This window comes from Streptomyces sp. NPDC111628 (genome assembly GCF_055635195.1).
Window position 1 is genome coordinate 309,184 of sequence record NZ_JBVKBZ010000005.1, and the last position, 13,695, is coordinate 322,878.

The window sequence follows — 13,695 nt, forward strand, 5'->3', positions numbered from 1 at the left end:
GCGGGGCCGCCGGAGGGTCACAGCGCGACCGGGGGGTGCTGCATGTCGCGCTGCGGCTGGGGGGCGGTCGCGGGGGCGGTCACCAGGGCGACGACCAGGGCCAGCAGGTACAGGCCGCCTCCGAGCAGGAAACCGTAGGAGTACCCGGTGGTCAGCGCGTCGGGCACGCTGCCCGGCAGCTCGTTGTCGGTGACCACGGTGGCGGCGGCGGCCAGCGCCGCCAGGCCGATCGCTCCACCGATCTGCTGGGCGGTGTTGACCAGGCCGGATGCGGCCCCGGTCGCCTGCGGTTCGACGCCGCGGACGCTGATGACGGTGACGGTCACGAAGACCATGCCGAGCCCGAGGCCGACGATCAGCTGGGCGGGCAGCAGCGCCACCATCGGGTTCTGGCCGGGGGCCAGGAAGCTGAACCAGACCATGCCCGCGATGCCGACGACCAGACCCACGGAGATGACGGCACGCTCGGAGATCCGGGCCAGGAGCTGCGGGCCCAGACCGCCGGCCGCGATGCCCATGCCGAGTGCGAAGGGCAGGTACGCGAGGCCGGTGACCATCGGCTCGTAGCCCTTGACCACCTGCATGTAGAGGGTGAGGAAGTAGAAGGTGGCGAGCATGCCGGCGCCGACCAGGAACATGATCAGGTTGGCTCCGACCCGGCTGCGGTCGGCGAGCAGACCCCGGGGGACCATGGGCGCCCGGCTGCCGCGCTGGATGGCGACGAAGGCGACGAGCAGGACGAGGGCGGTGGCCAGGCCGATCAGGGTGAGGCCGTCACCGAGGCCTTCCTCGCCGGCCCGGGTGATGCCGAAGACGAGGGCGCCGAAGCCGAAGGTGGCGGCGAACGCGCCGGGCACGTCGACCTTGCCGCGCTCACGGTCGCCCTCGACGAGGACGCCGGTGCCGAGCAGTACGGCCAGGGCGATCGGGATGTTGATGAACATCACCCAGCGCCAGCTCAGGAACTCGGTGAGCACACCGCCGAGCAGCAGGCCGACGACCGAGCCGAGTCCGCCCATGGCGCCGTACACCCCGAGCGCCTTGTTGCGGGCGGGGCCCGCTTCGAAGGTGGTGGCCAGCAGCGACAGGGCCGTGGGGGCGGCGATGGCCGCGCCCGCGCCCTGGATCACCCGGGCCAGGATCAGCAGTTCCCCGTTCTGGGCCACGCCGCCGAGCAGGGAGGCGGCGGTGAACAGGACCAGGCCGATGCGGAAGACCCGGCGCCGGCCGAAGAGGTCACCGGCGCGGCCGCCGGCCAGCAGCAGGCCGCCGAACGCCAGCGCGTAGGCGGTGACGACCCATCCGAGGCCGGACTCGCTGAGGCCGAGGGCGCTCTGCATGCTCGGCAGGGCGACGGCGACGATGGTGTTGTCGAGGACCAGCATCAGCTGAGCTGCGGCGATGACCAGCAGCGCGAGGCCGAGCCGGCCGTCCTGCCGCGGCGGTGCCGCGGCCTTGGGGACGGCCTGGGTGCGGTCTTGCAGCGACATGAGTTCTCTCCGATGTCTCTGATGTCCCTGGCGGGAAGGGGATGGGCGTCTGTGGCGGGATGGGGATGGGTGCGGCGGTCCCGGGGCGGACGGCGGCCGCGGTTCAGCGCAGGGCGGCGTCGGCCTTCGGGGTCCAGATGTCCAGGTCCTCGTAGGCGGCGCGCCACTCGGTGGCGTAGGCCTGGCGCAGCGGTTCGGGCATCTTGCCGAGGACGGTGGCGACCTTGGCGGCGTCGATGTCGTCCAGCAGCCAGGGCAGGTAGCGGGTGGAGTCGTCGCCGATGCGGGTGCGCTGCTCGGCGCTGAAGGCGGTCCACTCCTCCTGGCTCAGGGTGAGGTCCATCAGGGCGAGGGCGTCCCGCTCCTCGTGGTCGAGGTGGCCGCCGAGCTGCGTGACGAGGGTGTCGGTCAGGCCCCCCAGGCGCTGCAGCCCGGACTCCCGGTCGGCGAGGGCCGTGTCGATGTCGGCCAGCAGGGGTTCGATCACCGCGTGCTCGGCCTCCATGGCCTCCAGCAGGGCCAGTTCGTCCGGGCGGCCGGCCAGGGCACGCTCCATCGGGGGCCACACGGTGACGTCCTCGGAGACGTGGTGGGCGGTCAGGAACTTCTTGAACAGCTCCCAGCCGACGGCGGTGCTCAGTACGTGCCGGGGGTCCTCGTCGACCCGGGCGGTGATCCGGGCGATGCGCTCCAGCTCGCGCCGCAGGGCGTCGTGGATCGCGAACATCATCGTCATGTCGAGGTTCTTGAAGTCCTGGTTCATGGCTCTCTCCCTCATCGCCTCACTGCTCCGTGCGGTACTGCGACGGTATCGTCAACTTGCTTATCTATCAAGACGCCAACTAGCAATTCACCAACCATCAGTGCCGCAAGGGCTTGACGGTGATGGCGAAAGAGCAGGTCAGCGCCGTTCGGCAGGTTGCAGCACGGGGTTCTCGGCATCGGCGGCTTCAGGTGCACCGGGACCGTCCGGGGCGTCCGCGGCGTCCGTCCTCCCGCGGATCAGGCTCAGCGCCGGCGTGGTCATCGCCGTGGTCACCAGGGCCATGAGCACCAGGACGGTGAAGAGGTCGGGGCCGACGATCCCGAGGCCGAGACCGATGTCCAGCACCACCAGCTCGGTCAGCCCCCGGCAGTTCATCAGCGCGCCGAGGGACATCGCATCGCGCCACCCGTTGCCGGTCAGCCGGGCCGCGAGCGCGGCTCCGCCCCACTTCCCCAGCCCCGCCACGGCGAGTACGGCACCGGCCCAGAGCCACAGCGCCGAACCGCCGCCCAGCAGCGACACGTCGGTCCGCAGCCCGGTGCTCACGAAGAAGAGCGGCAGCAGTACCGGTACCGCGAAGGCACGCAGTCGTATCGCCGCCGTCGCGGTCCGCCGGCTGCCGCGCGGGGTGACCACACCGAACAGGAAGGCGCCGAACAGCGCGTGCACACCGATCAGATCGGTGACGTACCCGGACAGGCACAGGCCGCTGAACAGCACGACCAGTACCACGGCGTCGGAGTGACCCCGTTCGGCCCGCGCGGTCCACCGGGTCAGCAGCGGCCGGACGACGTAGAACAGGACGCACGCGAAGGCCGTCGCGTACAGCGCGGTCGTGACGGCGTCGAAGGGCGAACCGCTGTTCGCGATCGCCACGACGGCGGCCAGCAGGCACCATGCGCTCACGTCGCCGACGGCCGCGCTGGCCATGGCGAGCGCGCCCACCCGGCTGCGGTACAGCCCGCGATCGGTGAGGATGCGGGCCAGGACCGGGAACGCGGTGATGCTGAGCGCGACCCCGATGAACAGCACGAACGAGAGCCGGTCGGTGCCGTCCGGGGCGAGCGGGCCGTACATGCCGAGCGCCAGCAGGGCACCCAGCACGAGCGGCACGGCGGTGCCCGCCTGGGAGACGGCGAGGGCGGTTCTGCGGTCCCCGCGCAGTGCGCCGAGGTCGAGTTCCAGCCCGACGAGGAACATGAAGACGAGCAGCCCGACATTGCCGAGCATGTCGATGTACGGGATCACGGACGGGCCGAACAGCCAGGCCTGGCCCTCGGGCCACAGCGCGCCCAGCAGGGAGGGGCCGAGCAGGATGCCGGCGAGGATCTCTCCGACCACCGGTGGCTGACCGGCCCGGCGCAGGAACTGGGCGGCCGCCCGGCTGACGAGGATCACCGTCGGAACGGCGATGAGGAGGTCGGAGAGAGGGACGGGAACAGCGGCCATCACGTCTCCTGAGACAGGGAGGGGCGGGGCGGTGCGGTGCGGGCACCGGGTGGCGTCGCGGCGGTCGCCGGAGGGGTCAGGAGCCGTAGGGGCGGGCCGCCTTGGCCGCGCGCAGGGCGTCGGCCCACCACATCAGCTGGTCGAGCATGAGCTTGGCGGCCGCCTCGCACCGCTCGGGCTCGGCGGGAAACCGTCCCTCGGCGTCGAAGTGGTCGAGCACGCGGGGGAAGGTGACGACGTCCTTCATCCCCACGCAGTGGAACTCGGCGAAGATCTGCCGCAGATGCTCGATCGCGCGCACTCCGCCCGCCGCGCCGAGCCCGTAGCCGACGAAGCCGACCGGCTTGGCCCGCCACTCGGTCTGGAAGCTGTCGACCAGCGTCTTCAGCGGCCCGGGAATGCTGCGGTTGTACTCCGGCACGACCACCGCGTAGGCCTCGGCGCCCGCGAGCCGGGGACGCAGCGCCGCGGCCACGGGGTCGTCCGCGGCCAGGTCGGACGGCAGCGGATGGTGGGCCACGTCCACGACGTCCAGGACGAGGTCCCCGCGCCGCCGGGCGACACCGGCGAACCAGCCCGCGACGTCCGGGGCGAGCCGCCCTTCGCGGGCCGAGCCGACGAGGAGCGCGACCCGGACCGGCGCGGGCGTCACCGGCCCGCCGGCAGCGGCGCGGGCACCGGCGTCAGGGCGAGGAACTCGGTGGCCTCGACCCGGGACAGGATGCGGCGGGTCACGGCCGGCATGCGCGTGCTGCCGTCGTCGGTGAAGACCACGGGGTCGGTGACCCGGATGCGGCGCCCTCGGGTGGTGATCTCGCAACCGCCCGCCGCCAGCACGTTCTTGACCCAGTCGGAGCCGGGCCCGTACGGCAGCGTGATGACGATGTCCGTGCCGCGCCGGAACAGTTTGACCGGCGTGGCGAACTCCCGTCCGGACTTGCGGCCCCGGTGATGGACCTTCCCGAAGCCCGGCAGGCGGCTGAACAGGGGGCCGACGAACCGGTTGGCGAACCGCCGGTTGAACCGGGCGACTTTTCTGTCGATGGGCATGACGTCCTCCTTGCGCTTCCTTGCGCTAGCTGCTTCCTTGCGCTGCTTCCTGGTGCTGTTTCGTCCAGATGTTTCGTCGTGCTGTTTCGTCGTGCTGCTTCGTGGTGTGTCTTCTGCGGCGGTCCGGCGCCGGCCGCGGCAGCGCCCGTGCGGCGCGCGCGACCGACGCCGGAGCTGGGGCGGGTCAGGCGCCGGGGCGGCCGGCCGGGGTGAGGGGGCCGGCCGGCTTGCCGCCCGACTGCAGGAAGCGCTGCAGGGCGAAGTTGTCGACGATGCCCCAGCGTTCGGCGATCCGGTCGCCCTCGAAGCGGAACCAGATGATCGCCTGGTGCTGGACCTGGAGCCCGGTCGGCCGGATCCCGATGAAGGGGCCCGTGTGCCGGCCGTGCATCACCCAGCGGATGGCGGCCTTGTCGCCCATGGCGATGAAGTCGAGGATCTCGTACTTGATGTCGCTGAAGGCGGACTGCTGGATCCGGATGGTGTGCTTGAACGCCTCCGGTCCGCGCATGGAGTCGTCGTGGCTGCCGTGGTTGCGGAAGTCCGCGGTGAGGTAGCGGTCGGCGGCCGAGAGGTCGCCGAGGTCGAGGCCCTCGTGGAAGACCTTCTCGATGAGTTCCTTCTGCTGGTCCGGCGTGAGCGTGGTGGGCATGGCGGGTTCTCCTTCGCTGGGATCGGGCTACTGGGCGGGGGTGCCGCGGCCGCCGCGGGTGTCGAGCGTCCGCGCGTCGACCCGGGTGACACCGGCGGGTACGGCTCCGGTGGTCCACACGATGCGCAGCCGCAGCCGGTCGAAGCGCCAGCCGTCCGGCGTGCGCCGGGCCGTACCGGCGAAACGGCCGCCGAGCTGGAAGTACTCGGAGGCGTCCGGCGGCAGCGGCGAGCCGTGGTGCACATGGGAGGCGATCAGGCTCCAGCCCACTTCGGCGCGGTCGCCGTCGACCTCGACCGTGCTCTCGGAGCCGTGGTGGTGCGTACGGCCCCAGCGCGCCATGATCTGCGCGGTGAAGCCGTCGACACCCGCGCTGCCCCGGTGGCTGCCGACCGGGAACGTCATCTCCACGTCGTCCGTGAACAGCGCGCCGGCCCACGCCGCGTCGAAGGTGCCCGCGTCGAGGCTGGCCAGATAACGGTCGGCGAGGTCCTTGAGCGCCGTGACGTCGGACAGCCGGGCCACCTCGGCGGCCAGTTCGGCGGCCAGTTCGGCGGGGACCGCGGCCTGCACCGGGGTGGTCATGACACCCTGCGCGCTTCGGTCCGGGCGCCCGTCGCGTAGATCACGGCGTCGTCGGGACCGTGCACGACGGCCTTGCCCTCGCCGGAGAGCGTGTCCCCGGTGAGGCGCGCCGTGATGTCGATCTGTATGTACGCGGCGTGGTGGCCGTTCGGGCTGATCTGGGTGACGTCGACGTTGAAGTCCTCGCGCAGGGAGAACTCCAGGGTCTCGTCGCCGACGGCGGTCCACGCGCCGTAGCCGGTGCTCTTCCGCGTCGTGACCGAGAGCGAACCGTCCGCGGCGAAGGCGACCGTGTACTCGTCCACCTCGTCGTCGTGCGTGACCGTACCCGTCCATCGTCCGACGGGGGTCCAGGTAGAAACAGGCATCGACCACACTTCCTCGAATGGGGGCGGCAGAAAAAAGGAGATCCGCGGCGGGTCGGTGCTGCCGACTCGCCGCGGATCTCCTGGAACGTGCGGAACGCGGGGCTGCGAAGAGCCTGCCGCGGGAGGCGCCGCCCGTGGAGACCGCCGCCGAAGAAGTGGCGGCGTCCGGGCATGGGGGCGCCGCAGAAAGTGTGACAGTTGTCGTCCGCGTCGTCAACTGCCGCTATGCATAAGGGAGTTGACGAAAACGGGCTGCCCCCGCGGACGGTGTGGGCCGCGGGGGCAGCTGTGGACCCGATCCCCGCACGGATCGGTCCTTGAGGGAACGGTCGGTCAAGAGGAGGGCCCTCTCCGGGCCCGGGTCATTCGCGGGGGTCGCGGCGGGTCAGGGCCAGCAGTTCCTCCAGGTCGTACTCCGCGCGCTGCGGGCCGCCGTGCCGGGTGATCTTTCCGCGGCTGGCCCATTTGCGGATGGTGGCCTGGGAGACGCCCATCGCCAGGGCGGCCAGTTCCGTGGGCACCGTACGGCGTCGGGCCGTCCCGCCGGTGCGCTCCGCGAAGCCGCTCACGCCGCCCGCTCCTTCTCCGTACGGCCGGCCAGCAGCAGCCACTGGCGGGGCGGCACCGGGTGGCCGGCGTCGCAGGAGACATGGCTCGGAACGCGGTCGCGGTCCGCCGGCCGGACGCCGAAGAGGGCGCCCCCGCACTCCGGCCGCGGACACGGCCCGAGCGGGAACCGGTTCACCGGCCCAGGACCGAACAACTCGTCCAGATCCGCGAGCAGTTCGGTGATCTCCTCGGTGAACTCGACACCGGCGGGGTGGCCGGCGAACCACGGCAGTTGCTGCCCCAGGAACCGCACCAGCCGGCCGAGCCCCCGCTCCGTGGTGCCGAGGGCGGTGTCGCCGCGCTCGTCCAGGACGAGCCGGGCCCACAGGCTCAGGGTCTCGGTCACCCGGCTCCGCAGGGACACGACCCGCTCGTCCAGCACGATGCCGACGCTGCCGCGACTGCCGCTCACCCGCTGCCGCAGCGCCGTCGCGGGGGTGGCGGCCAGGGTTTCGTCGCTCTCCCTGTACAGGGCGAGCAGCGTCCGCAGTTCACGGCCGGTCCGGTCCAGGCAGCGGGTGCAGATCCGGCCGCACCGCCGTGCGCAGTCCCTGCTCGTGTGCTCCGCGGTGGCTCTCTCACGCTCATCCATCGAAATCCCCCGATCCGTGGCAGTTTCGCAAGACGACATTCAGTCTCACCGGGCTCCCGGGGCTACTTCTACCGACAGCGATGCAGGGTTCCATCAAGCGTTCGAGGTTGGGTCAGCCCCATGTCAATGCCGTGCCAAGTGCCCAGATCGGGGCGCCTCGGCGAGCGTTCGATCCAGGAAAACATACAGGCAAGTCTACTCGGTTCAGTGTCGATCGGTCGTTTCGGAAGGGAAGGTTCAGGCCATTTGACGTATGTATGTGGGGGATCTGTGAATGAAGGAAGATCATATTAGGGTGTCGCATGCGGGTGTGGGTCCGGTAAAACAGACCTCCTTGTATGCTTCCTTTGGCTGAGAGGCCGACAAGGACGAAGAAGGCAGGTGGGGTCCGATGCAGACGCGGTCCGAGCGGACTCGTGAGGCTCTGATCAGGGCCACGGCGGAGCTGATCGCGGACGGGCACCCGGCCGACGCGGGCCTGGTCAACATCTGCCGCCGGGCCGGTGTGAGCCGCGGCGCGCTCTACCACCACTTCTCCTCGACGGCCGCCCTCGCGGCCGCCGTCCACGAACAGGCGCGCGGCCGGCTGGAGGAGATCGTCGACGCGGCGTTCTCCGGTGCGGCCGTGGACGCGCCGGAGCGCTTCTGCCTGGCGCTCACCGAGGCGCTGGGCAGCGACAAGATCGTCCGGGCGGGCATGGAGCTGGCCCCGGACGGCTCAGCGGGGCCGCCGAGGCTGCGCGACCACCTGATGTCGCTGCTCCGCGACCGGGTGGCCGCCGCGCACGAGGCGGCCGGCGGGCGGCACGGCGCGCCGCCCGGGGACCTGGCCGATCTGGCCGTGGTCGTGGCGGCCGGCATCGAGACACTGGGCCGGTCGGACCCCGGGTGGTGGGACGGCGACACCTCCCGGCGCCTGTGGGGACTGATACGCCCGCCGTTCCCCCAGGCGGACGGCGACCACCGCCGCCTGCCGTGACAACGTTCGCACGTCGTCCGTGAACGGGGTCAGGAAGCGGGGGCCGCGGTGCGGAGCCGGCCGATCAGGCCGGGGGTGGCGAGTCCGGGCAGGAAGAAGCGCCAGAAGGAGCCGACCCGGTCGCCCAGGTCCTCCCGGCCGGTGTACGCCTGGGACATGATCTGCAGGCCGGTGAAGCAGCCGACGATCATCGACGCCGCCTCGTCCACATCGACGCCCGGCAAGAGCTCGCCCCGTTCCTTCGCCTCCCGCAGCAGCTTCTCGATCGCCTCCAGGGACTGCTCGTAGGCGGTCTGCGGAGGGCGGTGGAAGGAGGTCTGCTCAGTGGTCAGACGCACGCTGGCGCGCAGTACCGGGTCGTGCTGGAGACGGCGGGCGAACTCCAGGGTCAGGTCGATCACCGACTGCAGCCGCACCGGCCCCTCCGGTACGTCCAGGGCCTCGCCGTGGGCCTGGACCAGGGCCACGGCGATGGCTTCCTTGGAGGGGAAGTGGTGGTAGAGGGAGCCGCGGGTCAGCCCGGTGCGGGCCAGTATGTCGTTGGTGCTGGCGGCGTCGTAACCGCGTTCGTCGAAAACGTGGGCGGCGGCCTCGAGAATCGACCGTCGCGACTGCCTGCCGCGTTCCTGTTGAGCCATGCCTCATCCTTACCCTGCCGCTGTTAGCCCAACAGACTAGTCTGTATTGTTGCCGCGGTCACGGTTGGCCGAGCCGGAAACCCACCCCGCGCACGGTGACGATCCAGGCGCTGGAGCCGAGTTTGCCGCGCAGGGTGCCGACGTGCGTGTCCACGGTCCGGCCCCGCGGCGACCAGGCGTCGTCCCAGACGTGGGCCATGATCTGGCGCCGGGTGAGCACCGTACCGGCCTGCAGGGCCAGTAGGTGGAGCAGGTCGAACTCCTTGCGGGTCAGGTCCAGGGGCTCCCCGTGGAGGGTGGCCGCCCGGCCGGCCACGTCGATGCGCAGCCCGGCGTGGGTGATGACCCGGCCGGTGTCCGCGGTGGCCGGCCGGCCGTGCGAGCGGCGCATCACCGCCTCCATGCGGGCCAGCAGCTCGCGGAAGCCGTACGGCTTGACCAGGTAGTCGTCCGAGCCCGCCTGGAGTCCGAGCACACAGTCGAGTTCCGAGCGCCGCGCGGTCACCGTGATGATCGGTGTGTCGCTGATCGCCCGGATGGCCCGGCACACCTCGAGGCCGTCCAGGTCGGGCAGGTCGAGGTCGAGCAGGATCAGGTCGGCGTCGCGGTGGCCGCGCAGCGCCTGGGCGCCGGTGTCCACGCCCCGTGCGGCGTACCCCTGCCGGGTCAGCCCCCGCAGGAGCGTTTCGGCGGACCGTTGGTCGTTCTCGACGACCAGTACGTTCCGGGCCGCCCGGCGGACCGGGGCGGCGGGTCGGAGAGGGTGCTGCGGCGACGGTCCGACGAGCTCCGCGTACTGCCGGTTCATCTGTCCCCCTGGAGGCACCTGAAAACACACCACGACATCACTGACTGAGGTTCACGGCGAAGACAGTACCAAACAGACTTGTCTGATTGTCAAAGGTTGCCTCGTGCCTCTGGGTGACCTCTCGATCACTGGGGTCCATGTCTGGTGAGCTGTGTGTTTCCCGTGTGCGGGTGTGGATCGTGTCGCCTTCGCGTGCGTGTGAGCCCTGGAAACACTTGGCCAAGAGTGGGTCAATCCGCTCGGAACCGTGCGCGTCGGCATGTTTCATCGACCGGTCCGGTGTGGGGGTGCGGCGGAGTCGCGCGTACAGCACTTGACGCACGTGTGGCCGACGAAACCTTCCTGCCTCTTGAAAAACTGGACCGACCTGTCTGTATCTTTAGCCGCAGCTAGTCGGCCACGGGGGTGGGCAGCCGACTTACGGCCGTGCCGCCCCCTGTCTGCACCTGATGGGAGCCCCGCACATGCCGAACCTCGCCCCGACGGCACCCGGCGTCACGGCACAGCCCCGGAAGCTGACCTCCACGGTTCCGCGTGAATACGTGCACCGCGCAGCCGTCTCCGAAGTCCTGCTCACCGGCTGGGAGCACGACGGTTCCGCCGCCGGCGACCGCAGCGGTTTCGTGGTCGGGGCCCAGTGGCCCCGCTGCCACTCCCTGTTCGCCTCCGACCGCGGATACCAGGATCCGATGCTGTTGGTCGAGTCCGTGCGGCAGATCGGTTCCCTGCTCGCGCACGCCGAGTTCGACGTGCCGTTCGGCTATCAGTTCCTCATGTCCGACCTCAGCGTGAGCGCCGACCCGGAGCTCTTCAGGGCCGGCGCGGTCCCCACCGACGTCGAGATGCACACCCTGTGCCGGGACGTCGTGCGCCGCGGCCGCAGCCTGCGCGAGATGCGCTACGACGTCACCGTGCGGCGGGGCAACGAGGTGCGGGCGACCGCCTCGGCCGCCTTCCGGTGCATGAGTCCGGACGTGTACAGACGGCTGCGGGGAGAGCGCCCCACGGACTGCCACCGCACACCCCCGCCGGCGCTCGACCCCGCGGCCGTGCGCCACGGCAGCCCCTGGCACGTCCTGCTGGGCGAACCCGCACCGGCGACGCCGGGCCGCTGGGAGCTGCGGGTCGACACGGCCCACCCGACCTACTTCGACCACCCGACCGACCACATCCCCGGCATGGTCCTGCTGGAGGCCGCCCGGCAGGCCGCCCACGCCGTCACAGGGCTCCCCTGCGCCCTGCTCTCGGACGTGCGGGCCGACTTCGCGCGCTACGCCGAGTTCGACTCCCCGTGCTGGGTCACGGCCACCGTCGAGGGGCACGGCACCCGGGGCGAGCTGCCGGTGCGGGTGTGCGGCAGCCAGGAGGGCGAGACCGTCTTCACCGCCGACCTCGTCCTGCGCCCCCGCGTCAGCTGACCCGGCCCGACCCCTGGGAGAGTGCCCCGTGCCCACCGTACTGATCACCGGCGCGTCCGGCTTCGTGGGAGGACACGTCGTCCGCGAGGCGGAACGGCGGCGGGCCGGCGTCAGGCTGCTGGCGCACCGTCGTCCCGTCCCCCGCTCCGGGGCGCGGTGCGTACGGGGCGACCTGACCGACCCCGAGAGCCTGCGCGGCGTCTGCGACGGCGTCGACGTGCTGATCCACTGCGCGGCGCAGATAGGCGGCACGAAGGCGGCGAACGAGGCCGTGAACGCCGACGGCACGACCGCGCTGGTCGCGGAGGCCCGCCGGGCCGGGGTCCGCCGTGTCGTGCACCTGAGCACCGCCTCGGTCTACGGCCGCGGCACCTACCGGGGCCAGCGGCCCGAGGAGCTCGTCCGCAACCCGGGGTCCTGGACCTCCCGCACCCGCGCCGCCGCCGAGGATGCCGTGCTCGCGGCCGGCGGGGTCGTCCTGCGGCCCCACCTGGTGTACGGGGCGGGAGACGCCTGGGTCGGGCCCGGCATGGCCCGGGTGCTGCGCGAGCTGCCGGGCACGGTGGCGGGCTGGTCCGCGCGGATGTCGATGATCGCCGTACCGGATCTGGCCCGGGCCCTGGTGGGTGCCGCGTTCGCGCCCGACTCGGCGCTGTCCGCGTCCGTCTACCACGCGGCGCACCCGGATCCGGTCGGCGTCGGCGGCGCCCTGCGCGCCGTCGCCGCCTGCGCCGGGATCCCCTGGCCGCGGCGTGACCTCACGGTACGGCGGGCACGGGACCTGCTGGCCGGGGACGATGTCCTGCCGGGCGTGGTCGACCTGCTGACCACCGATCACCTCTTCGAGTCCGACACCCTCTGGTCGGACCTCCGGGAGACGCCGGGCGACCCCTTCGGCACCGGGTTCCGGCGTGCCGAGCCCTGGTACCGGTCCACGCTGCCGTCCGCCGGGCGCCCGTGAATGGCGAGGCCCCCCGCCGGTCGCGCGCCCGGCGGAGGGCCTCTGGATCGGGGAGCGGGCACTCGCCCGAGCTCCGCACCGTCAGGACTCGCGCTGCCACAGCGCCGGCACGTTCGGCGGTTCCCAGCCCTCCATGGAGGTGTGCGCCTGGAGGCAGCGGTAGGAACCGCCCCCGTACGTGACCCGGTCACCGGCGGTGTAGGCGTGGCCGCTCGCCCAGGTGCCGCCCGGCGGGTCGGTGGGCGGGTCGGTGGGCGGGTCCGTGGGGCCGGTGTCGCCGTCGACGTTCAGGACGAAGTCGAAGGTGGCCTCCTTGCCGTTGCCGGCGCCGCGGACGTTCATCAGCAGGGCCGGGTCGAAGATCATGTCCGTGCTGTTGCGGGGCTCGCCGGGGAAGTACAGCTGAGTGGTGAGCACGGGCTCGCCGGGGGCCTGCACCTTGACGTGGATGTGCCGGGTGCGGCCGGGATAGAGGCCCGGCACGATCGTCTGGAGGGCGAAGGCGCCGGTGGCGTCGGTGAACTGGTGGCCGCGGAAGGTGTACCCGGCCATGTCGTAGTCGCCGTTGTCGTCGGCCTGCCAGAAGTCGAGGAGCACGCCGGACAGCGGCACGCAGTTCCGGCCGAAGACGTAGCCGCCGACGGTCAGCGGGGTGCCCGGGGTGCCGGGGGTGACCAGGTTGGTGCGCAGCGGGGAGTTCGGCTTGAAGTACGGACCCTCCATCTGGTCGGGCGTCAGGTCGTCGCCGTCGTCGCAGTACGGGGTCGGCGTCAGCCTCTGGCCGCCGGAGGAGCGGGCGGCGTCCCGGGCCAGCGCGATACCGCCGGTGGCGAGCAGCGGAACGGTGGCACCGGCGGCGACGGCCGCCCTGAGCAGCGTCTTGCGGCTGATCCCGCGGTCGGCGCCGGAGCCCGGGCCGGGGCCGGGCCTGGGCCCGGGTTCGTCAGGGGTGGTGGGGGTGTCGGAGGTCATGGCGGTTCCTCGGTCTCCTCGGTGAGTGGTCCCTGGGGAAGCTGAACGGGACGTGCGACATCCGGGACGTCGGGGACAGGGAGCGCGCCCGCCGGCGCGGGGCAGGCTGCTGTTGCTACGACGGGCGCGCTCCGTGGTGATCGCTGGCCACCGTAGGCGCGGCGCAGGGGCCGCGGGCACCTCCTGTTTCGCCCCCTGCCCGGCGTTATGAGGGCGGTGGGCAGGGCCCGTGTACGGGCGGCGCGGCCGGGGGTACGGTCGTGGCGCACCGGCGCCCGGGGCGGATCGGCCGGGCGCGAGGCGGTGCGACGCGCCGCGAGACGGTGCGACGCGCTGCGAGGCGGAGCGACGTTCAAGC

The 13,695-nt window shown here is 72.0% G+C and carries 16 protein-coding genes; 3 read left to right on the plus strand and 13 right to left on the minus strand.

Translation table 11 applies throughout. The features are described 5' to 3' along the window. Positions 1 to 17: 17 nt before the first annotated feature. The 10 genes from ACZ7MF_RS27235 to ACZ7MF_RS27280 all read right to left on the minus strand — a co-directional run bounded on the left by ACZ7MF_RS27235 (position 18) and on the right by ACZ7MF_RS27280 (position 7,561). Complete coding sequence (locus ACZ7MF_RS27235; RefSeq protein ID WP_471480490.1) at positions 18 to 1,490, minus strand: MFS transporter; 1,473 nt, start codon at positions 1,488 to 1,490, stop codon at positions 18 to 20. A gap of 103 nt (positions 1,491 to 1,593) precedes the next feature. Continuing rightward, entirely contained in the window at positions 1,594 to 2,253 is a 660-nt protein-coding gene (locus ACZ7MF_RS27240) for a hemerythrin domain-containing protein (RefSeq protein ID WP_115743041.1), read from the minus strand. Between the two features lie 138 nt (positions 2,254 to 2,391). Continuing rightward, positions 2,392 to 3,705 carry a cation:proton antiporter domain-containing protein gene (locus ACZ7MF_RS27245; protein WP_471480492.1) on the minus strand — a complete coding sequence of 438 codons (1,314 nt, stop codon included), beginning with the start codon at positions 3,703 to 3,705 and terminating at the stop codon, positions 2,392 to 2,394. A 76-nt stretch (positions 3,706 to 3,781) separates the two neighbouring features. Then, positions 3,782 to 4,357 (minus strand): NADPH-dependent FMN reductase, encoded by a 576-nt coding sequence (locus ACZ7MF_RS27250; RefSeq protein WP_115743039.1) that lies wholly within the window; start codon positions 4,355 to 4,357, stop codon positions 3,782 to 3,784. Beyond that, positions 4,354 to 4,755 (minus strand): nitroreductase family deazaflavin-dependent oxidoreductase, encoded by a 402-nt coding sequence (locus ACZ7MF_RS27255; protein ID WP_115743038.1) that lies wholly within the window; start codon positions 4,753 to 4,755, stop codon positions 4,354 to 4,356. Before ACZ7MF_RS27255 ends, ACZ7MF_RS27250 begins: the two co-directional genes overlap by 4 nt. A gap of 184 nt (positions 4,756 to 4,939) precedes the next feature. Next, positions 4,940 to 5,407, minus strand: coding sequence for an ester cyclase (locus tag ACZ7MF_RS27260; RefSeq protein ID WP_471480495.1), 468 nt, complete (start codon positions 5,405 to 5,407; stop codon positions 4,940 to 4,942). Between the two features lie 27 nt (positions 5,408 to 5,434). Beyond that, positions 5,435 to 5,992 carry a nuclear transport factor 2 family protein gene (locus ACZ7MF_RS27265; RefSeq protein WP_471480497.1) on the minus strand — a complete coding sequence of 186 codons (558 nt, stop codon included), beginning with the start codon at positions 5,990 to 5,992 and terminating at the stop codon, positions 5,435 to 5,437. Beyond that, positions 5,989 to 6,360, minus strand: coding sequence for a dehydrogenase (locus ACZ7MF_RS27270; protein WP_240330438.1), 372 nt, complete (start codon positions 6,358 to 6,360; stop codon positions 5,989 to 5,991). The genes ACZ7MF_RS27265 and ACZ7MF_RS27270 overlap by 4 nt, the downstream gene beginning before the upstream one ends. A 362-nt stretch (positions 6,361 to 6,722) precedes the next feature. Continuing rightward, entirely contained in the window at positions 6,723 to 6,929 is a 207-nt protein-coding gene (locus ACZ7MF_RS27275) for a hypothetical protein (RefSeq protein WP_471480500.1), read from the minus strand. Continuing rightward, positions 6,926 to 7,561 carry an OvmZ protein gene (locus ACZ7MF_RS27280; protein WP_471480502.1) on the minus strand — a complete coding sequence of 212 codons (636 nt, stop codon included), beginning with the start codon at positions 7,559 to 7,561 and terminating at the stop codon, positions 6,926 to 6,928. The genes ACZ7MF_RS27275 and ACZ7MF_RS27280 overlap by 4 nt, the downstream gene beginning before the upstream one ends. Before the next feature lie 391 nt (positions 7,562 to 7,952). On the opposite strand from ACZ7MF_RS27280, the gene ACZ7MF_RS27285 reads away from it, so the two are divergent. Next, the gene (locus ACZ7MF_RS27285) at positions 7,953 to 8,540 is read left to right on the plus strand and encodes a TetR family transcriptional regulator (RefSeq protein ID WP_471480504.1); all 588 of its coding nucleotides are present in this window, start codon (positions 7,953 to 7,955) and stop codon (positions 8,538 to 8,540) included. Positions 8,541 to 8,569: 29 nt separating this feature from the next. Here the strand turns inward: ACZ7MF_RS27285 and ACZ7MF_RS27290 are convergent, their stop codons facing one another. After that, complete coding sequence (locus ACZ7MF_RS27290; RefSeq protein WP_471480506.1) at positions 8,570 to 9,178, minus strand: ScbR family autoregulator-binding transcription factor; 609 nt, start codon at positions 9,176 to 9,178, stop codon at positions 8,570 to 8,572. Positions 9,179 to 9,236: 58 nt separating this feature from the next. Further along, a complete protein-coding gene (locus ACZ7MF_RS27295) occupies positions 9,237 to 9,986 on the minus strand; it encodes a response regulator transcription factor (RefSeq protein ID WP_471480508.1) in 750 nt (249 codons plus the stop codon). Positions 9,987 to 10,450: 464 nt separating this feature from the next. On the opposite strand from ACZ7MF_RS27295, the gene ACZ7MF_RS27300 reads away from it, so the two are divergent. After that, complete coding sequence (locus ACZ7MF_RS27300; protein WP_471480511.1) at positions 10,451 to 11,404, plus strand: ScbA/BarX family gamma-butyrolactone biosynthesis protein; 954 nt, start codon at positions 10,451 to 10,453, stop codon at positions 11,402 to 11,404. Between the two features lie 28 nt (positions 11,405 to 11,432). Continuing rightward, positions 11,433 to 12,365, plus strand: coding sequence for an NAD-dependent epimerase/dehydratase family protein (locus ACZ7MF_RS27305; RefSeq protein ID WP_471480513.1), 933 nt, complete (start codon positions 11,433 to 11,435; stop codon positions 12,363 to 12,365). Positions 12,366 to 12,446: 81 nt separating this feature from the next. On the opposite strand, the gene ACZ7MF_RS27310 is transcribed toward ACZ7MF_RS27305, so the two are convergent. Further along, entirely contained in the window at positions 12,447 to 13,337 is an 891-nt protein-coding gene (locus ACZ7MF_RS27310; RefSeq protein WP_471480515.1) for a dioxygenase family protein, read from the minus strand. Between the last annotated feature and the right edge of the window lie 358 nt (positions 13,338 to 13,695).